We start from the raw sequence: 25,477 nt of genomic DNA, 5'->3' as shown, positions 1-25,477 counted from the left end.
AAAAACAATTGATATGTCTTCTACTTTATTTCTTCAGTCTGATGTTCGCGATCCATTTTCATTATACGAAACTATGTTGGACAAAAACCCAATATATTGGGATGAAATAAATAAAATCTGGGCAATTTATTCTTATGAATATTGTGTTGAATTTTTAAAAAATACCAATGCATTTATTCCAATTGTAAATGAAAATAACGAACAAAAATTAAACAAATATGCTTTAACTATTTTGACTAATTTAACTCGTTTATCAAATGGAATTCAGCATGAAATTTCGAGAGAAATTGCCTTGTTGCTATTTTCAAATATGAAATCTATAGCTGTAGAAACGATCCTTTCTCAATTAATTGAAAAGGATTCAATCGAAAATAAAATAGACTGGGTTAATTCGGTTTGTAAAAAATTGCCAATTCTTATTCTTTTAAAAAGTTTTGAATTTAGTGATAATGATTCAGAATTTATTTCGGATAAAATAGAAATTATATCCAAAATTATGCTTCCGAATAAAACTGAGGAACAGATAAAATCTATCAATGAGATTTCAGAATATCTTTATTTTATAATCGAAAATCATTTATCAATTCAATCTTTATATGAAGATTCATTGATTAAAATATCAAGATCGCATAAACTTTTGCCTGACGAAATCAAAACAAAATTTGTTAGTAATTTGATTGGATTGTTTATTCAAAGTTATGATGCCGGTCGTGGAATTTTGAGTAATTCGCTATTACAGATTATCAAACACAAAAGTTTTGCTGATAAAACACAAATACAAAAATCCATTCTTGAAACTTTACGATTTGATCCGCCAATTCATAATACTCGCAGAATTACAAATGCTGATATTATCTTAGGAAATACTTTAATTAAAAAAGGTGATTCCGTTTTAGTTGTTCTTGCAGCGGCAAATCGCGATTCAGAAAAATTTGATAATGCATCAATTTTCAATAGTAATCGTACTAATAATAACGACAATTTAACTTTTGGAATTGGCGGTCATCAATGTTTGGCAAAATATTTTTCGATTCAAATAGCCACAGAAGCTTTATGGTATTTATTTGAAAACTTTAAAAATAGTACTCTTTTAGAAAATAACATTCAATACGAATCCTTGATTAATGCCAGATTACCAAAAGAAATCCGGATTTCAATATAATAATAAAAATACAAATTATGATAGCAGTAATTTTTGAAGTAATTCCTAACGAAGGAAAAAAAGCAGAATATCTTGAAATTGCAGCAAATCTGCGACCTGAATTAGACTATATCGAAGGTTTTATTTCGATAGAACGTTTTCAGAGTCTTAGTGATCCTGATAAAGTTTTGTCGTTATCTTTCTGGAAAGATGAAGAAAGTATCCAGCAATGGCGAAATCTGGAAATGCATCGCCACGCTCAGGCTAAAGGCAGAAATGAAGTTTTTAAGGATTATCATTTAAGGATTGCCACTGTAGTTCGTGATTATGGAATGTTTGAACGAAAAGAAACGCCTAGCGATAGTTCGCAGTTTCATTCTTAACAAAAGGTTCAAAGGTGCAGAGGTTCAAAGGGTCAAAGGTTTTTTTTTAGTCTCTAAGGTTCTGAGTTGCTGAGTTGCTAAGTTTTTTTAGATGTAATAACCATATGCTTTTTCATCCTGAGGAACGAAGGATCGCACCAGAAACTCGACAAAGATTGTCAACTTTCTTTACGGAATTACTCGTGTGATCCTTCGTCCCTCAGGATGACAAGATTGTGTGAATTTAAAAAACTAAAAATCTAAAATCCAATAATCCAACAATCTAAAGATCCAACAATCTAAAGATCTAATAATCTAAATTCTAAGAAGTCTAAATTTTGCTTACTTTTGCAGTATGGAAGAGAATTTAAAACGTCTGAATAAATTTATTGGTGAAACAGGATATTGTTCCCGCCGTGAAGCTGATAAACTTATTGAGGAAGGACGCGTGACAATAAATGGTGTTGTACCGGAAATGGGAACTAAAGTTTCTCAGAATGATGAAGTACGTATTGACGGGAAGTTGATTGTAGAGAAACATGAAAAACTTGTGTATCTTGCTTTTAATAAACCTGTTGGAATTGAATGTACTACAAACCTTGAAGTTCGCAATAATATCGTGGATTATATTAATTACCCTAAACGTATTTTCCCAATTGGTCGTCTGGACAAAGCCAGTGAAGGATTAATTTTTATGACCAATGATGGTGATATCGTGAATAAGATTTTGCGCGCCAGAAATAATCACGAAAAAGAATATACAGTTACGGTAAACAAACCTGTCACGGAACGTTTTATACAACGCATGGGAAATGGTGTTCCGATTTTAGATACAGTTACCCGAAAATGTAAAGTAGAGCAAATCAGCCAATTCACCTTTAAAATCATTTTAACGCAAGGTTTAAACCGACAAATTCGTAGAATGACTGAATATTTGGGTTATGATGTTACGGCACTTAAACGTATCCGGATTATCAATATTTCGCTGGATATTCCCGTTGGCCGTTATCGTGATTTAACTGATGATGAAATTAAAGAGTTAAATCATTTAATTGAACCATCAAGCAAAACCGAAGAGGCAAGTTTGCCAAAAGTTGAAACTCCAACTCCAAGACGAAGAACTGATTTTTTATCAAAAGATGATGTTCCTAAACGACGAACAGATTTTATCTCAAAAGATGATCCCAGATTTAAGAAAAAAGGAGATTACTAATTGATCTTATAAAAAAGACCCTTTCGTTTTAGCGAAAGGGTCTTTTTATATAATGCATTCTGAATTACTTTATCAGAACCATCTTCTTCTTTTGAATAAATAAACACCAACAATAGATAAGATTACAGATACTAAAAGTAATATCCAGATTCCGTATTTGCTTTCTTCTAAACCATTCGGCACGTTCATTCCGTATAAACTGGCAATTAAAGTGGGGATCATTAAAATAATAGAAATTGAAGTCATTTGCTTCATAATATTATTCATATTATTTGAAATAACTGAGGCATAAGCATCCATCATTCCGGTTAAGATATTGCTGTAGATATTTGCAGTGTCTTGTGCCTGACTTAATTCGATATCCACATCTTCTAATAAATCCTGATCAAAATGTTCTCTTTGAGCTTTTAGATTTTTAATTCGGTGAAACAAAACATCGTTTCCTTTTAAGGAAGTAATAAAGAACACCAGACATTTTTCTATTTGCAAAAGTGCCTGTAATTCTTCGTTTTTGATAGATTTCTCTAAATTATCTTCGGCCAGTTTGATCTTTTGATTGATTTGTTTCAGATATTTTAAGTACCAAACACTGGAGGATAATAACAATCGTAAAACGAGATCAAAATTATCTCTTATGTGAATGTTTTTCCGGTTGGTGTATTGTACAAAATCAGCAATCATTTCTGTTTCGTAAAAACTAATAGTAACGCAAACATCTTCTTTAAAAATTAATCCCAAAGGGATGGTTTGAAAAGGCAGTTTAACATCATTACTTTTTACAGGAATACGCATGATAAACAAAGTCCAGCCATCTTCAGATTCCATACGAGGTCTTTCGTCGATATCTTCAATATCATTGTAAAAAGCTTCGGGAATTTGAAGTTCTTCTAATAAGTATTTTTTTTCTGTTTCTGAAGGAGCTTCAATGTTGATCCAGCAGTTTGGAGTCCATTCCTGAGTCTCGATTAATCCGTTGTTGTTTTTGTAAAAGGCTTTCATTTCAAAATTGCAGGGTTTTATCATAGCATTTTGAAATAATTCAAAAGCTATTTTAATTTAATACTAACGAATAATAATCGTCCATTGGAGAAGTTTTTTTTAAGTGGTGCAAAAGTATTCTTTCTTTTTAAAACCCGAAACTTTTAAATTATAATTAAATACTAAAAAACCATCTTGAGTATTTTACTAAAGGTGGTTTCATGAAAGAAATTACTTTTTATTATTCAAAAACTCATAGTACAATGCTTTTGAGAGAAATGTTTTGCTTTGATATTCCTCTATTTCATTTTCTTTTCTAATTTCAGTTGATTTTCCATCTAAATGAAGTTTTGAAAAATATTCTCTTCGGGCATCGTCATTAAAATTCAAACCACTCAGGAATATTGGTTCAACACATTTATTGACAGAAATATTATAAGTAGTAATTAGATTTCCCCAGTTTACAAAACTGCATAACAAAACCGTTCCGTAAAAATACCACACCATTTGGTTTGCCAGATAAGCATTTGTTTTTTGCTTTGTAATTTTAAAAAATACAAAAACTAACCCTATAATTGCCAAAATAAGAAAGGCGTAAACTCCTAATCGTTTGTAGGTTAATCCGAAAACTGAAATGTATTCTGAGTTTTTAATGATGGTACTTACGATTAAAAGTCCGTTTAAGACGATCCAGATTTTAGCCAGTTTCTTAAGGTTAACAGCTTTTGCATCAAAATTGAATCCACCTTTAAAATAGAACATAATTACTCCAACAGCCATAATAATAGAAAAGATTACTGAGTTTACTCTTTCGTGCGTATCTGCACTTAAGTTTGATTTTGCTATCACTTCAAAAAACTGTTCGTAATTGTACGTTACAATAAATACTAAAAGCATAATATTTAGTAATACTAAAGTGATCTCACCACTTTTTCTTTCGAAGTCAATATCTAAAAACGAAAATGTATTCTGATTTTTAATCTCAGCTTTATTATTGAAATCATTGTCTAGTAATTCATTTTTTTCATAGCAAACTTCTGGTACCCAATAATTCCAGAAACTGAATGAAATATAAAACCCTAAAGCTCCAATTAAGATAACTTCTACAATATCGATATCTAAAGTATAATCTGTCAATAAAGACGAGAAATGCGAGCTTCCAAAAGAATAGGCTGTAAAAAAGACTATAATAAAAATTCCCGGAATGATGAAATAAGCCACCAATTTCTTGGCAAAATTATTATGAATTTTCTTTTCCGGAAGCCATTGGCTGAACATAAAAATACGACCAATCGAAGCGAATGCATTTAAAAACACCAATGGAAAAACTTGTATGATTTTAAGTTTTGATTCCTGGATTTTAAACTGCAAAAAGAGAATGGACATTGCCAAAGCTAAAAAAGAAGCAAAATCGCCGTACCAGGCAAAAGCCAGACAAGATAAAACTGAAGTAACCACGAGGATCAAATGCGATCTGTCTGTAAATCGGTCCTGAAAGAAATAACAGATTGAACCGGTTAATACTAATCCGAAAATAGCGAGGTTTACTCCTATTGATTCGTTGTAAAAAAGCAGTGTAAATACTATACTGCAAGCGAGAATAATTTGGTGTCTTTTCATATTTGTTGAATTTATTTATTAGAGGTCAAATATGTTATCGCCTTTTTTTATAGGTTTTGTTTTTTAGTGGCGATTTCATTATTTTAAATTTTAAAAGTACTTTGTAATTCAAAGCATTTAGGTAAAAAAATAGAGTTATTACGATTTCATTAATTTTTCAAGGTACGAAAGGTGTTCTTTAAAGGCCGCACGTCCTCTGGGAGTTACCTGGTAAGATGTTTTAGGCTTTTTACCCACAAACTCTTTTTTAACTTCAATATATTCTGATTTTTCAAGTGCTGATGAATGACTGGCTAAATTACCATCTGTGATATTTAAAAGATTTTTCATCTCTGTAAAATCAACCCATTCGTTCACCATCAGAACGGACATAATTCCCAATCTGACGCGACTTTCAAAATCTTTATTTAGTTTATCAATAATTCCCATTTGTGGATTATTTATATTTTTTGAACATTACTAATCCGTACAAGATATGCAAAATACCAAATCCTATGATCCAAAAAACTAAACCATATCCAATATAAAAAAGAGAAATAAAACCTAAAACTAATTCACAGAATCCTAAATATTTAATGTCTGAAAAAGTATATTTTTCGGCATTTATAAGTGCTAAACCGTAGAAAATTAAAGTCGTTGGTGCAACAAAACCATAAATTTCGTGATGCAAAAGTGCCAGACAAAAAATACCTCCGGCCAATAACGGGACGGCTAAATTGAAGAGCATGTTTTTTGTTGCCGATGTCCAAATAGGCAAATCGTATTTTCGGCTTTTTCTTATGGTAAAAGTAAGTCCGAAAACGAAAGCAAAAACCAAAATGATTAATCCGGTATAAAATAATTGAGTAACTAAACTAGCAGGAATAGTAATTTGTTCCCCAGCAAAATATTCGATTCCGTTTGCTTTGAATAATTGATACACGTACAATCCGCCAATCAATGCTGACAGACCTGCAAATACTCCTGAGAGTCCGCTTAGGGATATAAATCTTGAAGAGCGCTCCATCATGGAACGAATGTGTGCTAAATCTTCTTGGTGCTTCTGATTCATAAATAAAGTACTTTGTAGTGCAAAGTTATGTTTTATTTTGAATTGACAAATATAAAAAGTGATTTTTTTTTGATTTTTAATTTAGTGTAGGCATTAATTTTACCGCAAAGTCCGCAAAGGATTACGCAAAGTTCGCAAAGCTTTGCGAATTGCGCTTTAGACTGCATAATTTTTTTTGCGATAGTTGCGTGAGGGATAGGAGCTAGCTACCGAAGTAGCGTGGATAGCCCGACTGTATTTACAAAAGGCGCACATAAGCAGCATGTTAAGTAGCGCCCTTTGTAAATACGGTCACGCCCAGAGTATATAAAACAACAAAGCCTACTCGATTGAATAGGCTTTGTTTATTATTATTTGAAAAGAATTATTTTTTGGCGCTTCTCATCTTTCTTGCTAAAAGCGTATTTTTAAGCAGCATTGCAATTGTCATTGGTCCTACTCCACCAGGAACTGGCGTTATAAATGATGATTTTTTGCTTACTTCATCAAAAGCAACATCTCCTTTGATTACGTAGCCTTTTGGATTTGAAGCATCGTCAACTCTTGTGATTCCAACGTCAATTACTACTACTCCGTCTTTCACCATATCTGCTTTTAAAAATTCTGGAACTCCTAAGGCGGTGATAATAATATCAGCATTTTTAGTGAATTCAGCTAAATTTTTAGTTCGGCTGTGGGTTAAGGTTACTGTAGAATCTCCAGGATTTCCTTTGCGGCTCATTAAAATACTCATTGGGCGACCAACAATGTGGCTTCTGCCAATAACAACCGTATGTTTTCCGGCAGTCTCAACTTTGTAACGCTCTAACAATTCCATAATTCCAAATGGTGTTGCAGGAATGAAACTTTCCATTTCAAGTGCCATTCTTCCAAAATTTGTTGGATGAAAACCGTCAACATCTTTATCAGGATCGATTGCCAGTAAGATTTTTTGCTCGTCGATGTGTTTTGGCAAAGGTAACTGAACGATATAACCGTCAAGATTATCATCTTCGTTTAGTTCTTTGATTTTTGCCAATAACTCCTCTTCGGTAATATCTTCGGGTAAACTTACTAAAGTGGAATCGAAGCCTATTTGCTGGCAAGATTTTACTTTACTTCCTACGTAAGTTAAACTTGCCCCGTTTGTACCAACGATTACGGCTGCCAAATGAGGTACTTTTCCTCCGGCATCTTTTATCGATTGAACTTCGGCTGCAATTTCGTTTTTAATGTCTTCAGCTGTTTTTTTACCGTCTAGTAGTTGCATTATTTTTTGTTTCAGGTTTAAAGTTTATTTTGTTTCAAGTTTCAGGTTAAAACGAAACTATATTTATTGAAAAAAGTTTCAAATTTCAGTCTCAAAACTTGAAACCTGAAACTTGAAACTTTTTTCTTGTTTTTCTTTATTTCGGCATTCCGCCTGGCATTCCTTTCATGCCTCCCATCATTTTCATCAGGTTTTTTCCGCCAGGACCTTGCATCATTTTCATCATTTTGCTCATTTGGTCGAATTGCTTCATTAACTGATTTACTTGCTCGACTTTGGTTCCGGAACCTTTAGCTATTCTGGCTTTCCTTTTTACGTCGATTATGGCAGGTTTGCTTCTTTCGATTGGTGTCATTGAGTGAATGATTGCTTCGATATGTTTAAAAGCATCATCTTCTATTTCTACATCTTTCATGGCTTTTGAAGCTCCCGGTATCATTCCAACCAGGTCTTTCATATTACCCATTTTCTTTACCTGCTGAATTTGAGTCAGGAAATCATCAAAACCAAATTCGTTTTTAGCGATTTTCTTTTGAAGTTTTCTGGCTTCTTCTTCGTCAAATTGTTCCTGCGCTCTTTCTACAAGCGACACAACGTCACCCATACCTAAGATACGCTCCGCCATACGATCCGGATAGAAAACATCAATTGCTTCCATCTTCTCGCCTGTACCCACAAATTTGATTGGTTTGTTTACAACAGTTTTAATCGAAATTGCGGCTCCACCACGTGTATCTCCATCTAATTTCGTTAAAATAACTCCATCAAAATTAAGGATATCGTTGAACGCTTTTGCTGTATTTACTGCATCTTGTCCTGTCATTGCATCCACAACAAACAAAGTTTCCTGTGGCTGAATTGCTTTATGAACACGCGCAATTTCATCCATCATTTCTTTGTCTACTGCTAAACGACCGGCCGTATCGACAATAACAACGTTGAAACCGTTTGCTTTTGCATGTTTGATCGCGTTTTGAGCAATTTCAACAGGATTTTTATTATCCGGTTCTGAGTACACCTCAACACCTATTTGATCCCCAACAACATGCAACTGATTGATCGCCGCAGGACGGTAGATATCACACGCTACAAGAAGTGGTTTTTTATTTTTCTTTGTTTTTAAAAAGTTGGCAAGCTTACCGGAGAAAGTTGTTTTACCAGACCCCTGAAGTCCTGACATTAAAATAACGCTTGGTGTTCCGGAAAGATTGATTCCTGCAACATCACCACCCATTAATTCTGTCAACTCGTCTTTTACTAACTTCACCAATAATTGTCCAGGCTGAAGTGTGGTTAAAACGTCCTGACCAATTGCTTTTTCTTTTACTTTGGTTGTAAAATCTTTGGCAATTTTAAAGTTAACATCGGCGTCTAATAAGGCACGACGAACTTCTTTTAAGGTATCGGCAACGTTTACTTCTGTAATTTTACCGTGTCCTTTTAATATATGGAACGCTTTATCTAACTTATCACTTAAATTATCAAACATAATTTTTTCTTTATTTGAAGTGCAAAGATAATCTAATTAGGTATTTCAGGCAATTTTTATTTAAGTGCATTTTTGCTACTAAGGCACTAAGGCACGAAGTTTTTTTTGCTACGGAGGCGCAAAGTTTGTTTGACGCAGTTTTAGCATATTAGGCAGATTATTTTTTATTTTAAGTATGAAAAAAATCATATAGATCTGCTAACTCGGCGTGAAACAAAAAAAGCGCAAAGAATAAAACCTTTGCGCCTTTGTAACTTTGTCCCTTTGAACCTTTTTTTCTAAAACTGAAAATAAATAAAAGGTTGTGAACCAGCAACGGCTGTTGCGTAAACTATCCAGTAAACGAAACCAAGGATAATTGCTTTTCCTATTAAAGGTGTTTTATCGAAAACAAATTTCATTTTTGATGTGAATACTTCAGGTAAAAAGTGCCAAACGTAACCGAAAAGCATCAATAAAAACACATTTTTATATCCTAAAACTATTACTTTCCATTGTTCCGGTTCGAAAGTTAACTGACCAATATTGTTAATGACCTGTAAGGCTGTCTCGAAATCTCTGGCTCGGAAAAAGATCCAACAGAAAACTACGAAATGAAATGTAATTAGGATTGAGAAAATTGTCCATAAGAAATTGGAACCTTTGCCCTCTTTTTTGGAAGGAAAAAATTCCATGAACATTTTATGAACTGCTAATGCTAATCCGTGTAAGGCTCCCCAAACAATAAATTGCGCGCCGGCTCCATGCCATAATCCTCCTAAAAGCATTGTGGTAAAGAGATTGAAATTTGTTACCAGTGTTTGGTTTTTCTTTTTCGAAAGTAAGAATGTCAAACAAAACAGCGCTATGGATGCAATTGCTATTGCTAACGGAATAAAACTTTCATTGATGTTTGAAATTCCCCAAAGTAATAATCCGAAGAAGAATAAACTTGGGAATAAAAAGCCTGCGAATGTTCCTTCTCTGTTACCTCCTATAGAAATATACAAGAAATCTTTTAACCAGGTTGATAACGAAATATGCCATCTTCTCCAGAAATCAGTTATCGAAGTTGATTTATAAGGCGTTCTAAAGTTGGCTGGTAATTTGAATCCTAATAACAAAGCGATTCCAATTGCCATATCTGAATATCCTGAAAAGTCACAATAAATTTGAATAGCATATCCATAAGATGCCATTAAATTTTCGAATGCCGTATAATTCATTGGCGTATCAAAAACACGATCCACAAAGTTTATTGAGATGTAATTTGAAATTACTGTTTTTTTTATTAATCCGCCAATGATTAAAAACAACGCATTGTTGACATCTTGTTTGGTCAGGTTTAGTTTTTGATAAATCTGTGGCAGGAAATCTTTTGCCCTAACAATTGGTCCGGCAACTAATTGCGGGAAAAATGAAACGAAAAACAAATATTCAATGTAGTTTTTTGTTGGCTTAATTTCTTCGCGATAAATCTCAATGATATAACTCATCGACTGAAATGTATAAAACGAAATCCCTACAGGAAGAAAAATATCATGAAGCTGGAAATTACCCTGAAACATATCATTGTAAGTCACAATCATGAAATTCATGTATTTAAAATACCCCAATAATCCTAAATTCAGGATTACACTTATAACGAGGTAGATTTTTTTTCGGCTGTCTTTTGCTTCTCTGTAAATTATTTGGCTTAAGCCATAATCTACAACTGAGGAAAGCAATAACAGTAAAAAGTAAATTCCGCTTGACTTATAATAAAAGAAAAGTGAGAAGAGAATAACGTATGTTAATCTCAAATAAAATGTTTTGCGTAAAAAAGCATACACAAAATAAAACACAAGAAACAACCCTAAGAATAAACCGGTATTAAATAATAGTTTTTCTTCAGGATTGTATATAAACCAACTTTTAGCTTGTTCTATAGTAACTGTACCAAAATTTTGAACAAACCAATTATTTATGCTATCTGTTGTAATCAACTTAATTTTTTAATTTAAAATTATCGTATGCTTTTATAAATGCTTCTGAAAACAAATTCCCTTGTTTTTCGTATCCTTTTTTAGAGTAATGAACCCAATCCGGACCTATTAATCCCGCTGCTTTTAGATTTCGGATTCCGTCCATACCTCCAAATTCGTCGTACAAATCCCAAACTGCAAATCCATCTGTTTTTGCAATTTCAATAATACTTTTTGCATAATCCCGAATGTAAATATTCGGTTTTCTTGCTTTGAGTAACGAAGGCGGCGGCGTCATTACAATTATGGCAACATTACTATTTTGATCTTTTATATTTTTAATGAACAATCGCAATTCTTTAATATAAGCCGAAGCTTCCATGTGATCATAACTTTCATTTGTTCCTAACGAAAAAACCAATAAATCAGGATGTAAAGCTTTTAGCTGTTCAAAGAATAAGGGATATTTATTATAGTCTGAAAATTTAGCACCGTTTACACCAATACTGCTATAAATTAAACCTGAATTATCTTTTTCTAAAACAAGTCCGTTTAGTTCATATTTTGAAGCTTCTTTGTTCGGAATCAGAAAAATTTTATCTAATGCTTTATCTGAATGATAATAATGTGAATTAGAATCAGACTGAAGATCTAAAGAAACAAATTCTGAGCTTGTTATGTTTTTAGGTTTTGTTTCATTTGTCAGGATTTTTAACGTTCTTCCGGCACGAATATTATTTGACTTTAAATGATTTTCCCGTCTTATTTCGGCAATCGAAATATTGTATTTATCAGCAATTGTTGAAATTGCTTCGCCTTTTTTTATTTTATGCGTTATAATTTTACGTTCTGTTGACTGAATTGTTTTTGTTTGAGATGATATTGCCAAATCAAACATATCCTGATTCTGAGGCGTTATAATCTGAATTGAATTAAACTTATAATCAGCGTCTTTAATATGCAATTCTACAGCAAAACCATTAGTATCTCTCCAGAGTGCAATTCCGCTTAAACCAATTGGCACACTTTTAAAAGGATGAATGTTTCTATAACTTTCCCACGTTCTGTTCGAATAAAAACGTTCATTATAAGAACCGTTTGTTTTTGCCAACTGATAAGGAAAAACTAAACCACGTCCCGCATTCCCGAATTTTCTTTGCAGATTTTTTCTAATATCGTTTGTCATCAAATCTCCCTGAATATGAGAATCTCCAATATGTACGATATTTATTTTCTTATTGTTATGGCTTTCATTATCCTTCAATTTCTCAAAAACTCTTTCTAAAGCTTCTGCATTATAGATCCTATCCTGCGAAAAAGAATCAACGGCTGCTGTATCGACTTTATGAACCATGTTTTTTGTTATTGGAGGTGAATCTGTATCTTTTGCTTTATCGTTTGTTGAGAAAAAAAGACAACAAAAGAAAATAATAAGTCTATTCATTTACGCTATCTTTTATTACAGAAACGGAATCTGTATTTGTTTTTCTGACTGTTTTCCGTTTGGTCACAGTTTCTCTGTTTTCCCTAAGTCCCTTGTATTGTTCGTATCCTTTATTTAATTGATCGTATAATAATTTACCTATTGCTTTTGCCCCGCGTTGGTTGAAGTGCGTATAATCTTTATTGGCTTTTGCAGGAGATTCATCAACCCATTTTACCATTGATCCGTCGCCGCCCATTAAAGTGTATAAATTTACAAATCCTGATTCGGTTTCAAGAGCATATCGTTTTTGTGCTTTCATTAATGGAACTACAGCAGAATCTGTTTTCATTTCCAGATCATATTTAGTCGATTTATCAGCTGTTGAAATAATCAAAATAGAAACTCCCGGAAAAGATTCCTTAATTTTATTTACTGTTTTTGTCATTCCTCTTTGATACCATGAATAATTCTTGGTTCCGTAGTTTAAAACGTTAGTTCCGTAATGCAAAATAACCAGGTCGTATTTTAAAACATTATTAAATCCCTGCATTACATTTGCGTTGAACATAGAAATTGGCAATCCTGAATTTCCTCTTTGCGAGAAATTATCAACATGAACTCCACTTCCGTTATCAAAATTGAATCCATAAATTGGAATTGAATCGGCATGGACAAAATTTGCTTTGAATGCTTTTATACTTCCCGAAGTTACTTTTAAAGTATTGATCAAATTATTCGGAACAAGGCTTTTTCGTAAAGTATCTTTCCCGATAATGAAATTCACATTTCCTTTTTTAGATGATCTTCCGTAAAATAATGTGGGATTATCTAAAGTTGTGGCGTATTTATTCGTCCCGGCTTCGTATTGAACCCAAGTTGAATTCACTTTATCATTTGCAAAGAAAACATGACCATTTACTCCAAATGGACTTATTGGCTTTTTGACATTTAAATACGATTGCATTTTCCAGTTTTTGGAATACAATGATTTTACAGAGGCTCGTGACGCAGCAGATTCTGAAGTTATGGAAACAAAACCAACACCATTTCCTCCAAAACGTTCCTGATAATTAGATCGAACATCTTGTACGATCAAATCACCATCTGTCATAGAATCTCCGTAATAGGCAATCCTAACTTTGGCTTGCGGATTCTTTTCAAGCTGGTATAATTTTTCATAAAAAGAAATCAAATACTGATATCCTTTATAATTATCGAAAGTTTCAGATGGAAATTCGATTCCTTCGGCAGCATCAAAATTAATTTTCTCTCCCGCTTCTTTCTTTTCACTTTCGGAAATGCTGTCTCCCTTTAGTGCCAGAGAATCGTTTGCCACTGATTCTAACAGCAAACTATCAATAAGCACGTTTTTAGAATCGACTTTACTATCCGGAAAAATTTTATCGGGTAAGATTTGTTTAAATCCAATGAAAGCTACGAAAGCTAATGCTACAATTGCAAAAGACTGAAAAAAATAAGATTTTGTATTCACTAGTAGTTATAAATTTGAAGAAAGGATTCTTTTAAATTTTTTTATCAAAATTCCTGTTAATCCCTATAAAAAAGTATGCGCAAAGATAGAATTAAACATTAATTTATGAATTGTTTTTAACATTAAAATAAAACAAAAAAAAGAGGTTAGACGAATCTAACCTCTTTATCAAAAAAAAATAAAAAAAACAAAGCTAATGATTAACTGGATTTAGATGCTCTCGCATTTATAAATTAGTATAAAATAATCTTTATAGTTTTTAATTTCACTATGTATTATTTTAAGATAGCATATTGAAATTTAGGGAAACCTCTTTCTCCAGCTTCATTTGCACCACCTGTAAATTTCAATTTATATACATTTCCAGCAGGATCTTTAACTACAAAGAAACGATCTGTTTTAAGAACAAATTGAGAAACTGGATTTCCATCCGGGCCTGCAGCACTAGTACTTCTCCAGTTAGAACCAATATTTCTTTGATCTTCAGTAAATTTAGCATTATCAACATTTGCTAATGTAAATGCATCATATGTAAAAGCACTTGTAAGAACCTGATATGTTTTTGCTCCTCCTTTTAAGTTATTAACCACAAAATCCGGATAGAAATATGGTGTAGGAGTTGCTCCTGGAATAATATTTGTAAAAGTTGTAAAATTAAGATCCCATTGATTTTTTTGTGGTTCAACACTTACTACTTTTTTATCCAATAAGCTTAAAAATGTAAAATTGTAAGCGCTATTTTTTGAGATTATAATCTCTTCGTGGGTTGTAGCTGCAATATCAGCATATTGTACTTTGTAATCACTTCCACTTTTCAAAACTCTGATTTTTTTCCATCCTCTTGATGTTCCTCCAGCAGATCCTTCGGATCCTGTAGCAGGCTTTACAGTAGCAGGATTACTACCCATATTTATTAGATATACTTTGTTTTCAGCATCTGTAGAAGAAACTTCTGCAATTCCATTTGTTTTTGAGAATAATCCAGTAGGATCATCAATTTGTGTTGCATTTCCTTGACCCTGAGAAATAATCATAGTTTCGTCAGCAACCTGAACCTCATCAATATTAATAGACGCTAATTGTTTTGCAGCCATTTTTAATGAACTGTTCAATACAATTCTAAATTCTGCTCCTCCATAAAAACCTAAATCCCAAGAGGTTCTTACAGCTGTTGTCATTTTTCCGCTGCTTAAATCAATATAAACCTGATTTGGCTGCATTGGACCACCAACTTCAGGAGCTAAAGCTGTACCTAATGAAGCTGTTTCATTAAAATTTAACTGAATTGTTTTGTTACCCACTATATCAGCATTAAAAGAAGAACCGGAAATAGTAAAAATTACATTTTTGACTTCTGCTCCTATTGCATTTTTGATTTTATTAAAAGTAAATTCAACTGAAGTTGCATTTTGCGCAAAAGGTAATGTTATTTTATTTTCGACTATTGCAGGAACTGTAGTAAAGTCTGTAGTATAAGCAGCGGCTGTTGCTGTATATGTAAGGGTTATAGTTCCAGCTGAAGCCGCAGGAGCAGAAAATTTTATTTGAACAGGTGTTGCAGCACTTGTCAGGTTATATGAAGATTCAGCAAATGCAACAGCTATAGACTGCCCATCATTATCATCGCTATTACAAGCTGTAAATGCCAGTAATACGAAGGAAAGCATTAAGATAAAGTTTTTTTTCATGGTATTTATTTATTAATTAAAATTTAGATTATACGTAAGTTTAAGAAAATAAGATCGTCCATACCCCAAAAGTAAATCCGTACTTCCTGAGGCATGAGCTCCTCCCGCTGTAACGCCTTGAATGGTTTGTACATTTGTTATATCAAATAAATTTCTCGCTCCGACAGTTACTTCAAATTGGTTCTTAAAGAAAGTCTTGCGAATGGATGCATCCATCCAGCTATATGGATTTATTTCACTTAAAAAGAATTTAGTACTGCCATCAGTATCTGTGCCTGCAACATATTGTTGCTGTTGTCCGTTATATTTATAATACAAAGCAACCAAAGTATTCCATTTAGGAATATTGTATGAAATACTAGAATTTAAACGTAGAGAATAAAGGAATTTATCATCTGAAGTGACATTCAAAGCGGCTAAATCTAACTTTCGGGAAATACCTACTACTGCCGCACCAGCTTGTACATTCCAATTTTTGTACGTGTATTGCTCCGTAGTCGAAATATTCCACATTTTGTATTTATTGATATTTACATATCTGTAATTTTGAGTTGGGATTACCTGCGTCAAAACCATGTCGATTCTATCATCAACATCCATATAAGTCACAGCCAAATTATTAGCAATTTGAGCTCCGGAATCAAATAAACAGGAACGCTTAAAACTTAATTCATAAGAAGTGCTTTGTTCAGGAACCAAATCAGGATTTCCCTGAAGATTGTGATTTGAGTCTACAAAATAAGTATAGAGCTCATCGAAGTTTGGAGTTCTATATGCTTTTCCAACAGAAGCTCTAATCTCTAAACCTTTTTTGAAAAGATATCTTAGTCCCAGAGAACTTGCATATTGATTTTCAAAATAAGACTGAAAAGAATAACGAATTCCCGGACGGATAGAAAATCTGTCTGTCAGATTAATTTCGGCTACAGTAAAAATATCGTAGTTTTCTATTCTTTTTCGAATATCTGTTAATTGTTGATTCTCATTTTTAAACGTTCCCGCAGTTGCATCATAAAAACCATTCTCATTTGTTATTTCATAACCCAATTGAAAATCAACTTTTTTACTATCAAAGAAATTACTTAAGGTTCCTGTAGAATATAATACTTCTTTAGACTGATATGTTTCTCGCTTATTATCAAATTCATCTCCTGTTTCCAGTTGATAATTAAACTTCTCCACATCGCGCTTTTGCTTTTGCTCTGAAACAGAAACATTATAATTCAATTTAGAAAAAAGCTTTCCATTAGAATTTAAATGATGATAATAACGATTTGTTATATAACGTCTATCATTAGAAAAATAAGTTTCAGGAAAAGGGTAATTATCTTGTGGAATTAAAGTTGGGTTATAATAATCAACATTTTCTCCATAGTAATCGAATTTGTAAAAAATATTAAAATCATTTTTATGATATCCTAACATGGCATTACCCACAAGTTGTTCTTTTGGCAACTGCGTATATCCTCTTAAACCATCATTTGCATCATAATCTTTTCCTTTTCTATTATCATAATATCCAGCAAAATCGTTTCGATTTCCTCCAATATTCACAAACCAGTTTTCATTAAAATTATGAGCTATTTTTACTGATTGAATATGGCGTCCTTTATCAAAAAGACCATATTCGTTTCCTACTGTTTCTTCCTGAATCGTTGCGCCTATTTGCCATTTATATCCCCCGCCTTTTTTTGTAATAATATTTAAAACACCACTTACTGCACTAGCTCCATGTGTCACTCCCATTGACCCTTCGATGATCTCAATATGATCGACATCATCAAGATTAACCTGCGTTAAATCAACATTTGTTCCCATTCCGGTATCACTTACTAATGGAATATTATCAACTAAAATTTTAAAATATTGCGAATCCAGTCCAAACATAGAAACAGTTGAACGTCCATCTTCTCCACTTGTTTTAACGGTAATATTCAAATACTGATTTAAAACATCAGATAGGTTATTTGCTGCTAATTGCTTAATCGTCTCCTGAGAAATGACACGAACATTAAAAACTGATTTTTTAATTGATTGTGGAGATAATTGTCCGGTAACAACCACTTCAGAAAGTTTATTTACAGCTGTAGTATCCTTTTGTTGTGCAAAAGATATTTGACAAAAAAGAACAACTGTAAAAAGGGTAAAATTTATTTTCATTATTTTTATTGATTCTTAATAATGGGGCAAATATAGAAACTATTTTTATTTGTTCTAAATAAAAAATATATATTTGCAAAAAAATATTAAAAACAAAATAATAAGTTATGATTTCAAAAAGCCTCTATTTTTCAGCCGTTATGGCTTTAACTTGTAGTCTTGGTTTCAGTCAGGACAAAAAACAGCAAGACATTAAATCAATCAAATCCATGTGTGGTTGCTACGAAGTGAAATTTAATTTTACAGAAACTTTTCAATATCCTAAAGATTCTGCTACTTATAAACCTTCAGAAACCAAACATGAATCTGCTTTAGAATGGGTAGAGTTATTAGAAGACACTCCTAACAAAATTGTAATGCAACACTTATTAATAGTAAGTGACGATATGATTATCAAACACTGGAGACAAGACTGGCTGTATGAAAACACTGATTTATACTCATTTGACAAAGGAAGTTCATGGAAATATAAAAAATTAGACAAAAAAGCGGTTAAAGGTCAATGGACTCAAAAAGTATATCAGGTAGATGATAGTCCAAGATATGAAGGATCTTCAACCTGGGTTCATGTTGACGGACAGGATTATTGGGCGAATGTTGCTGACGCTCCTTTACCTAGAAGAGAGCAAACAAAACGTAACGACTATAATGTTTTAAAAAGAAGAAACATTCACGAAATTACTGCTACAGGATGGAATCACGAGCAGGATAATGACAAACTTATTCGCGATGACAGCGGAAAAGATGTGTTATTAGCGCAGGAAAAAGGTATGGATGTTTACACTAAAGTGGCAGACATTAAATGTATTGCAGGTCAAAAATGGTGGAAGGAAAATAATGCTCTTTGGAAAAATGTTCGTGATAAATGGCAAACTCTTTTTGACAGACATCAAGACTTAAACTTAGAAGCAAAAGTAGACAGAAAAGCACTTTATTCTCTTTTGTTTGATTTGAAACCAACTGCTACAAAAGCTGAAACGGATGCAATCATCAACAAGTTTGTAAAATAAATATTTGTGTTAGTTATGAAAAAGCCGATAGTTTTAGGACTATCGGCTTTTTTTGTTGTAATAAATTAAGTTTACATTCTCTCCGGAACCTCAATTCCTAATAATGTAAAAGCAGCTTTTATAACTTCGGCAACTTTTTGCGAAAGCTGCACTCTGAATATTTTTTTTGTCAAATCTACTTCGCCTAAAATATGTACTGACTGATAAAATGAATTGTATTCTTTTACCAGATCATATGTATAATTTGCAATTAATGCCGGACTGTGATTTTGAGCTGCGTTTTGAATTACTTCCGGGAAAAGTTCGATTTGTTTTACCAGTTCTTTTTCTTTTTCGTGTAATTCTTCTGTATTTGTTTCTGCTGAAAAATCGAAATCGGCTTTACGTATGATTGATTGAATTCTGGCATAAGTATATTGAATAAACGGACCTGTATTTCCTGCAAAATCAACAGATTCTTCAGGATTAAACAAAATACGTTTTTTAGGATCTACTTTTAAAATGTAATATTTCAATGCTCCAAGACCAATTGTTTTATACAGTTTTGCCTTTTCTTCATCAGAATAACTGTCTAATTTTCCAAGATCTTCTGAGATTTGCTGTGCTGTATCGGTCATATCCTGCATCAAATCATCTGCATCTACAACGGTTCCTTCACGGCTTTTCATTTTCCCCGAAGGTAAATCAACCATTCCGTATGATAAATGATACAAACTTGAAGCCCAGTCAAAACCTAATTTTTTCAGGATCAGGAACAATACTTTAAAGTGATAATCTTGTTCATTACCCACTGTATAAACCATTCCGCCAACATCCGGCATATCTTTTACACGCTGAATTGCAGTTCCTATATCTTGTGTCATATAAACAGCAGTTCCGTCAGAACGTAAAACTATTTTACGATCAAGACCTTCATCTGTCAAATCAATCCAGACCGAACCATCAGGATCTTTTTCAAAAACACCTTTATCAAGACCAACCTGAACAACATCTTTTCCTAATAAATAGGTATTACTTTCATAATAATATTTATCAAAATTAACTCCTAAATTACTGTAAGTGGTAGCAAAACCTTCATAAACCCATTCGTTCATCATTTTCCAAAGAGAAATTACTTCTTCATCGCCGGCTTCCCATTTTTTAAGCATTTCTTGTGCTTCAATAATTACAGGTGCTTGTTTTTTTGCTTCTTCTTCGGTTTTACCAGTTTCAATTAATTGAGAAATCTCAGCTTTATAGGCTTTATCAAATTCAACATAATATTTACCAACTAACTTATCTCCTTTCAAATTTGAACTTTGAGGAGTTTCACCATTTCCAAATTTCTGCCAAGCGAGCATAGATTTACAAATATGAATTCCACGATCGTTTATAATTTGTGTTTTGTAGACTTTTTTACCCGAAGCTTTAATAATTTCAGCTACAGAATATCCTAACAAATTGTTACGAACGTGTCCTAAATGTAATGGTTTATTGGTATTTGGCGAAGAATATTCGACCATAATTGCCTTATCATCAGAATTTGGCGTTACATATCCAAATTTTTGATTGTCTTTTATTTCATTAAAGAATTTCAAATAATAACTATCTGAAATTACAATATTCAGGAATCCCGAAACAACATTAAAACGTATTACTTCGGATAGATTTTCAACCAGATAATTTCCAATTTTATTTCCTAATTCTACAGGATTGCTTTTAATCACTTTTAGCAAAGGAAAAATCACCATTGTAATATCGCCTTCAAACTCTTTTCTAGTGGTTTGAAATTCAATTTTATCAACAGTAACATCAAATAATGCTTGTATTGCTTTTTGTATAGAAGGTGTAAGAATTTGTGATAATGACATGTAAACTTATTTTTAAAGTGAGCAAATATACTGCTTATTCACCAATTACAGAAAATGAAAAAGATATAAAATACAACAAAACACTTCTAATTTCGTAAAAATTATTTTATTCTGATTGTTAAAATTATCAAAAAATTAAAATGCTAATCTATTAAAAAACAGGGCTTCTTAAAAAAAACATAATTTTTTTTAGTTTTTCCTGTAACATATTTGTGACAAAAGAGTCTTAATAAGAACTTTGAATTCGTTTTGAAGAAAAAACAAAAAACAAAAAAACAATCATCATCATCAATCAAATCAAAAATAATCAATACCACATTATGAAATTAAAATTCTTTCTGTTCGCATTACTGGGTGTAATTGCAACAGCACAAGCCCAAAACTCAGGAACAGTTTCCGGAAAAATTACCGAAAAATCAAATAACGCACCTATTTCTTATGCAACCGTAACAATCAAAGACAACGGAAAACAGATTTCAGGAGTTAATACGGACGATAATGGGGCTTTTGCCATCAAAAACTTAGCCCTAAAAAGTTATACAATCGAAATTCAATACATTGGATTTAAAAAATATACAGGATCGATTATTTTAAGTGACAATAAAAAAACAGCAACAATCAATGTTTCTCTTGAAGAGGAAGCAACACAACTAAAAGGTGTCAATATCGTAAGTGACCGCTCGACTATAGAACAAAAAATTGACCGAAAAATAATTACTGTCGGGAAAGATTTGACAACTGCAGGAGCTTCTGCCTCTGATATTATGAACAACATTCCATCAGTAAATGTTGATCAGGACGGAAAACTTTCGCTTCGCGGAAACGACAATGTTCGTGTATTAATTGACGGAAGACCATCTAATATTGATCCTGCTCAATTATTAAAACAAATTCCATCGACTTCTATCAAAAAAATCGAGTTGATTACCAATCCAAGTGCAAAATACAATCCTGAAGGAATGTCCGGAATTATCAATATTGTTTTACACAAAAATGCCAATACTGGTTTTAACGGAAGTTATAGTGGGGGAATCACTTTTGGAGAAACGGCTAAATACAACCAATCTTTAAACTTGAATTACAAAACCGGAAAAGTAAATTTCTTTGGAAATGTGGGACAAAACTTCGGAACGTATCAAAACAATGGTTTCATCAAAAGATTAGATCCTGAAGTTCTTCAAAAAATTGATGTTTTAAATGATAATGACTCCTATTTATATAAAATTGGTATGGATTATTTAATTGACGATCATAACACGTTATCTATCTACACTAACCAAAATAAATCAAACGGAAAAGGATTTGTAGATACTGCGATTGATTATAATAATGTAGCCGATTCTGATGTTGCCAATATCTTTCAAAAATCTAAATATTCAGGACCAGACGAGGTTGGTACTTATAATTTAGCCTACAAACATATCTTTAAAAAAGAAGGTCATACTTTAGATTTTGAAGGAAATTATAGTGATAACAAGGAAACTCAATATTCATCTTTTGATACTCAGACAATAAATACTGACAATACTCAAAACAATGTTATTTATGATGATTATATAAAAGGAACACGCAAATTAACTACTCTGAATGTTGATTACGTAAATCCTTTAAATGAGAAAACGACTCTTGAGGCTGGTGCCGAAGCAAGACTTACTAAAACTGACAATGATTATATTACAGGAAATCAACTTGCAGCAATCCCGGTTACTAATTATACTTATGATACTGATATTTATTCAGCTTATGTAACATTTGGTCAGAAATTTAAAAAATTCAGCTATCAAGTAGGTGCTCGTTTTGAAAGCTACAAAGTAGAAGCTAATCTAAATAGCGGACTTGAAAAATTTAATGATGATTATATTACATTATATCCATCAGCGTATTTTACATACAACCTAAACGAGAAAAATACTTTGCAATTTAGCTACAGCCGTCGTGTTGACCGCCCAAGTTTAGAGCAGACAAAACCTATTCGTGAATTTTCAACTCCGTTAGTAACTTCAGTAGGAAATCCTGAATTAAGACCACAGTTTACTAATTCGGTAGAAATAAATTATACTAAAACTTTTGAAAAAGGAAGTTTTACTACAGGTGTTTTTTATAGAAGCATAAATGATCAAATAAGCAGAATTTTATATCCGGATGATACTGATGCAACTGGTAATAAGCAAATCCTGACTTATACAAATTATGATCATAACACATCTTATGGTTTTGAAGTTTCATTTAATTACAAAATAACAAAATGGTGGGATATTTCACCATCTATTGATTTTTCAAGCATTGATCAACAAGGAGTTGTATTTTCATACGATCCTGTAACACAAACAAGTAGTCCAATTGACAGAAAAGTTACTGTTGCAGCATTTAATGGGCGAATGAACTCAAACTTTAAAGCAAACAAACGTTTAAGCTTTTTATTATTTGGTTTTTACAGAGGTGGAGTTGACGGACTTCAAAATAATAGCCACGAAATGTACAAAATGGACATAGGTTCACGTTATACATTATTAGACAGTAAGATGAACATCAGTTTACGTTTTAATGACGTCTTCAATACAATGAAATATTCTTTTGATGCTATGTATCCATATGCGCATGAGGGACAATTTAAATGGGAAAGTCAAACGGTTTATTTAGGTTTAACATATAATTTTGGTGGTGCAAAAATCAAAAATTTAGAACGCAAACAAAGAGAAGACAACACTAGTAAAGGTGGCGGCGGAATGTTTTAATCCCACTTCTATTAGTAGATTTTAATAGTTTTGTAGAAAAGAAAAGCCTGGAGTTTGCCAACTCCAGGCTTTTCTTATTTTATTTATTACCTATAGAAAATTTTTCAATTCTTTTATTTCTTCGGGATTTGCCGTTTCTGTATTATCTGTAATAGCTGATGAATGGTAAAAAGTAGGTTCCAGTTTTTCCTGCAATAATTTAATATTTGAAGATCGTAAACCTCCCCCGGGCATAATTTCAATTCTGTCTTTGGCAAGTTGCTGAATCTTTATTAAATCGTCAAATCCTTCTTCAACGTTTTTTCCTCTGCCGGAAGTCAGAATAGTTTTAAATCCACAATCTATTACATCCTCGATACCTCTTTCAAAAGAATTAACCACATCAAAAGCACGGTGAAAAGTACAGGATAACGGACTGGCTAAATTGACTAATTCCCGATTTTGCTTTTTATTGACACTCCCGTCAGGATTTAAAATTCCAAAAACAAAACCATCAACACCTAGTTTTTTTAGCTGTTTTATATCTTGTTTCATTTCCACAAATTCTTCATCGCTATAAACAAAATCTCCACCACGAGGTCTGATGATAACGTGCATTTTAATTGAAAGTTTTTCACGAACTCTTACGGCTAAAACCGCATTAGGTGTCGTTCCGCCAAGTTGCATATTATCACACAATTCAATTCTGTCCGCACCACTTTCCTGCGCAATAATAGATGATTCGTAATTGAAGCAGGCTATTTCAAGTTGATTTTTTTTCATTGTTATTTGAAGAGATGATTTAATTATTGGTGTAACAAAACACTAAAATATAAAAAAACCTGATCTAAAAAAGAGCAGGTTTTAAAAATATAATGCAAGATGAATTAATTTACCATTTAATGATTGCGCTTGCCCAAGTGAAACCACTACCAAAAGCAGCTAAAACAACTGTATCTCCTGATTTGATTTTTCCTTGTTCCCAAGCTTCTGTTAAAGCAATTGGAATAGATGCTGCAGTTGTATTTCCGTATTTCTGGATATTATTATGAACCTGATCGTCGCTCAGTTTGAATTTGTTTTGAATGTATTGTGAAATTCTCAAATTCGCCTGATGCGGAATTAACATATCAATATCTGAAACTTGTAAACCGTTTGCTTCTAAACCTTCATTAATTACTTCAGCAAAACGAACTACTGCATTTTTAAATACAAATTGTCCGTTCATGTAAGGATAATAACTTTCGTCATTTGGGTCATTATCAGCCAATATATCCGTTACCCAACGCGCTCCCATTCCTGGTGCTTTCAAAGATAATTCTTCGGCATGTTGTCCTTCTGAATGTAAATGCGTAGATAAAATTCCTTTTGTCAAATCTTCCTCACGGCTTAAAACAGCCGCTCCTGCTCCATCTCCAAAAATTACCGAAACTCCACGCCCGCGAGTTGTCATATCCAAACCTGTTGAATGAACCTCAGAACCAATTACCAAAACATTTTTATACATTCCGGTTTTAATATATTGATCTGCCACAGAAATAGCATAAACAAAACCAGAACATTGATTTCTGACATCTAATGCTCCAACTGTTCTTAATCCTAAATCGCGTTGTACTAAAACTCCGGGACCTGGAAAATAGTAATCCGGACTTAATGTAGCAAAAACTACAAAATCAATATCTTCTTTGGCAACGCCAGAACGTTCAATAGCAATTTTAGCTGCTTTTACTCCCATTGTGGTTGTGGTATCTTCCCCACGAATAATGTGGCGACGCTCCTGAATTCCCGTGCGCTCCTGAATCCACTCATCATTGGTATCAATAATCTTCGACAAATCATCGTTGGTCACAACATTTGAAGGAACATAATATCCTAAGCCCGCTATTTTTGAATGATACATATTCTTTTATTATTTGTTAAAAATTTGGAATGCAAATCTAAGTATTGTTTAAAACATTAGCGTACAAATTAGTGTTTTTTTCGTAATTGACAATTTATTATAATTTAATTATATATCGAATAAATACTATTTACATTTTGAAAAATCAGTTTTTATCTAAAAACAATGAAAACTGTGAAAAATAACAAATA

19 protein-coding genes are annotated in these 25,477 nt (G+C 32.6%); 5 read left to right on the top strand and 14 right to left on the bottom strand.

All coding sequences use genetic code 11. From position 1 onward, the window contains the following. The first annotated feature begins 13 nt into the window (after positions 1-13). The 3 genes from ACHRVX_RS17525 (at position 14) to rluF (ending at position 2,716) form a co-directional block, all read left to right on the top strand. Positions 14-1,162, top strand: a complete 1,149-nt coding sequence (locus ACHRVX_RS17525; protein WP_395334492.1) for a cytochrome P450 — start codon at positions 14-16, stop codon at positions 1,160-1,162. Between the two features lie 17 nt (positions 1,163-1,179). Continuing rightward, a complete protein-coding gene (locus ACHRVX_RS17520) occupies positions 1,180-1,524 on the top strand; it encodes an antibiotic biosynthesis monooxygenase family protein (protein WP_395334490.1) in 345 nt (114 codons plus the stop codon). Between the two features lie 334 nt (positions 1,525-1,858). Further along, a complete protein-coding gene (rluF, locus tag ACHRVX_RS17515; protein ID WP_395334488.1) occupies positions 1,859-2,716 on the top strand; it encodes a 23S rRNA pseudouridine(2604) synthase RluF in 858 nt (285 codons plus the stop codon). Positions 2,717-2,788: 72 nt separating this feature from the next. On the opposite strand, the gene ACHRVX_RS17510 is transcribed toward rluF, so the two are convergent. The 11 genes from ACHRVX_RS17510 to ACHRVX_RS17460 form a co-directional block, all read right to left on the bottom strand. After that, positions 2,789-3,739, bottom strand: a complete 951-nt coding sequence (locus ACHRVX_RS17510; RefSeq protein ID WP_395334486.1) for a magnesium transporter CorA family protein — start codon at positions 3,737-3,739, stop codon at positions 2,789-2,791. Between the two features lie 186 nt (positions 3,740-3,925). Further along, positions 3,926-5,314 (bottom strand): DUF4173 domain-containing protein, encoded by a 1,389-nt coding sequence (locus ACHRVX_RS17505; RefSeq protein WP_395334484.1) that lies wholly within the window; start codon positions 5,312-5,314, stop codon positions 3,926-3,928. 138 nt (positions 5,315-5,452) lie between these two features. Next, complete coding sequence (locus ACHRVX_RS17500; RefSeq protein ID WP_055093284.1) at positions 5,453-5,743, bottom strand: transcriptional regulator; 291 nt, start codon at positions 5,741-5,743, stop codon at positions 5,453-5,455. A 7-nt stretch (positions 5,744-5,750) separates the two neighbouring features. After that, a complete protein-coding gene (locus tag ACHRVX_RS17495) occupies positions 5,751-6,365 on the bottom strand; it encodes a hypothetical protein (protein WP_395334482.1) in 615 nt (204 codons plus the stop codon). Positions 6,366-6,729: 364 nt separating this feature from the next. Next, a complete protein-coding gene (locus ACHRVX_RS17490; RefSeq protein ID WP_395334480.1) occupies positions 6,730-7,614 on the bottom strand; it encodes a bifunctional 5,10-methylenetetrahydrofolate dehydrogenase/5,10-methenyltetrahydrofolate cyclohydrolase in 885 nt (294 codons plus the stop codon). A gap of 136 nt (positions 7,615-7,750) precedes the next feature. After that, positions 7,751-9,103: a signal recognition particle protein gene (gene ffh / locus ACHRVX_RS17485; RefSeq protein WP_395334478.1), complete on the bottom strand. Its 1,353-nt coding sequence runs from the start codon at positions 9,101-9,103 to the stop codon at positions 7,751-7,753. A 278-nt stretch (positions 9,104-9,381) separates the two neighbouring features. Further along, positions 9,382-11,067: an MBOAT family O-acyltransferase gene (locus ACHRVX_RS17480; protein WP_395334476.1), complete on the bottom strand. Its 1,686-nt coding sequence runs from the start codon at positions 11,065-11,067 to the stop codon at positions 9,382-9,384. A 1-nt stretch (position 11,068) separates the two neighbouring features. After that, complete coding sequence (locus tag ACHRVX_RS17475) at positions 11,069-12,490, bottom strand: GDSL-type esterase/lipase family protein (protein WP_395334474.1); 1,422 nt, start codon at positions 12,488-12,490, stop codon at positions 11,069-11,071. Next, complete coding sequence (locus tag ACHRVX_RS17470; RefSeq protein ID WP_395334472.1) at positions 12,483-13,964, bottom strand: SGNH/GDSL hydrolase family protein; 1,482 nt, start codon at positions 13,962-13,964, stop codon at positions 12,483-12,485. Before ACHRVX_RS17470 ends, ACHRVX_RS17475 begins: the two co-directional genes overlap by 8 nt. Positions 13,965-14,239: 275 nt before the next feature. Further along, a complete protein-coding gene (locus ACHRVX_RS17465; protein ID WP_395334469.1) occupies positions 14,240-15,652 on the bottom strand; it encodes an HmuY family protein in 1,413 nt (470 codons plus the stop codon). Between the two features lie 12 nt (positions 15,653-15,664). Further along, entirely contained in the window at positions 15,665-17,812 is a 2,148-nt protein-coding gene (locus tag ACHRVX_RS17460) for a TonB-dependent receptor plug domain-containing protein (RefSeq protein ID WP_395334467.1), read from the bottom strand. A 107-nt stretch (positions 17,813-17,919) separates the two neighbouring features. Between ACHRVX_RS17460 and ACHRVX_RS17455 the strand changes: the two genes are divergently transcribed. Then, positions 17,920-18,822 (top strand): DUF6607 family protein, encoded by a 903-nt coding sequence (locus ACHRVX_RS17455; protein ID WP_395334465.1) that lies wholly within the window; start codon positions 17,920-17,922, stop codon positions 18,820-18,822. 71 nt (positions 18,823-18,893) lie between these two features. Here the strand turns inward: ACHRVX_RS17455 and argS are convergent, their stop codons facing one another. Further along, the gene (gene argS / locus ACHRVX_RS17450) at positions 18,894-20,672 is read right to left on the bottom strand and encodes an arginine--tRNA ligase (protein ID WP_395334463.1); all 1,779 of its coding nucleotides are present in this window, start codon (positions 20,670-20,672) and stop codon (positions 18,894-18,896) included. A 320-nt stretch (positions 20,673-20,992) separates the two neighbouring features. Here argS and ACHRVX_RS17445 point away from each other — a divergent pair, with 320 nt between their 5' ends. Next, positions 20,993-23,407: a TonB-dependent receptor domain-containing protein gene (locus ACHRVX_RS17445; protein WP_395334461.1), complete on the top strand. Its 2,415-nt coding sequence runs from the start codon at positions 20,993-20,995 to the stop codon at positions 23,405-23,407. 90 nt (positions 23,408-23,497) lie between these two features. On the opposite strand, the gene ACHRVX_RS17440 is transcribed toward ACHRVX_RS17445, so the two are convergent. Beyond that, positions 23,498-24,169, bottom strand: coding sequence for a copper homeostasis protein CutC (locus ACHRVX_RS17440; protein WP_395334459.1), 672 nt, complete (start codon positions 24,167-24,169; stop codon positions 23,498-23,500). Positions 24,170-24,278: 109 nt separating this feature from the next. Then, a complete protein-coding gene (locus ACHRVX_RS17435) occupies positions 24,279-25,286 on the bottom strand; it encodes a 3-oxoacyl-ACP synthase III family protein (protein WP_395334457.1) in 1,008 nt (335 codons plus the stop codon). Between the last annotated feature and the right edge of the window lie 191 nt (positions 25,287-25,477).

This window comes from Flavobacterium sp. FlaQc-47 (assembly GCF_044006475.1).
Classification (GTDB): Bacteria; Bacteroidota; Bacteroidia; order Flavobacteriales; family Flavobacteriaceae; genus Flavobacterium.
Note: the sequence above shows the minus strand (reverse complement) of the source record. Positions and strands in the feature narration are given on the sequence as shown.

Bases quoted from the DNA above. Each gene is read 5' to 3' on its own strand.
- ACHRVX_RS17505 (WP_395334484.1), bottom strand. From the start codon at position 5,314: ATGAAAAGACACCAAATTATTCTCGCTTGCAGTATAGTATTTACACTG.
- ACHRVX_RS17520 (WP_395334490.1), top strand. From the start codon at position 1,180: ATGATAGCAGTAATTTTTGAAGTAATTCCTAACGAAGGAAAAAAAGCA.
- ACHRVX_RS17455 (WP_395334465.1), top strand. From the start codon at position 17,920: ATGATTTCAAAAAGCCTCTATTTTTCAGCCGTTATGGCTTTAACTTGT.
- ACHRVX_RS17440 (WP_395334459.1), bottom strand. From the start codon at position 24,169: ATGAAAAAAAATCAACTTGAAATAGCCTGCTTCAATTACGAATCATCT.
- ACHRVX_RS17475 (WP_395334474.1), bottom strand. From the start codon at position 12,490: ATGAATAGACTTATTATTTTCTTTTGTTGTCTTTTTTTCTCAACAAAC.
- argS (WP_395334463.1), bottom strand. From the start codon at position 20,672: ATGTCATTATCACAAATTCTTACACCTTCTATACAAAAAGCAATACAA.
- ACHRVX_RS17465 (WP_395334469.1), bottom strand. From the start codon at position 15,652: ATGAAAAAAAACTTTATCTTAATGCTTTCCTTCGTATTACTGGCATTT.
- ACHRVX_RS17525 (WP_395334492.1), top strand. From the start codon at position 14: ATGTCTTCTACTTTATTTCTTCAGTCTGATGTTCGCGATCCATTTTCA.
- ACHRVX_RS17435 (WP_395334457.1), bottom strand. From the start codon at position 25,286: ATGTATCATTCAAAAATAGCGGGCTTAGGATATTATGTTCCTTCAAAT.
- ACHRVX_RS17510 (WP_395334486.1), bottom strand. From the start codon at position 3,739: ATGATAAAACCCTGCAATTTTGAAATGAAAGCCTTTTACAAAAACAAC.
- ACHRVX_RS17490 (WP_395334480.1), bottom strand. From the start codon at position 7,614: ATGCAACTACTAGACGGTAAAAAAACAGCTGAAGACATTAAAAACGAA.
- ffh (WP_395334478.1), bottom strand. From the start codon at position 9,103: ATGTTTGATAATTTAAGTGATAAGTTAGATAAAGCGTTCCATATATTA.
- rluF (WP_395334488.1), top strand. From the start codon at position 1,859: ATGGAAGAGAATTTAAAACGTCTGAATAAATTTATTGGTGAAACAGGA.
- ACHRVX_RS17500 (WP_055093284.1), bottom strand. From the start codon at position 5,743: ATGGGAATTATTGATAAACTAAATAAAGATTTTGAAAGTCGCGTCAGA.
- ACHRVX_RS17495 (WP_395334482.1), bottom strand. From the start codon at position 6,365: ATGAATCAGAAGCACCAAGAAGATTTAGCACACATTCGTTCCATGATG.
- ACHRVX_RS17460 (WP_395334467.1), bottom strand. From the start codon at position 17,812: ATGAAAATAAATTTTACCCTTTTTACAGTTGTTCTTTTTTGTCAAATA.
- ACHRVX_RS17445 (WP_395334461.1), top strand. From the start codon at position 20,993: ATGAAATTAAAATTCTTTCTGTTCGCATTACTGGGTGTAATTGCAACA.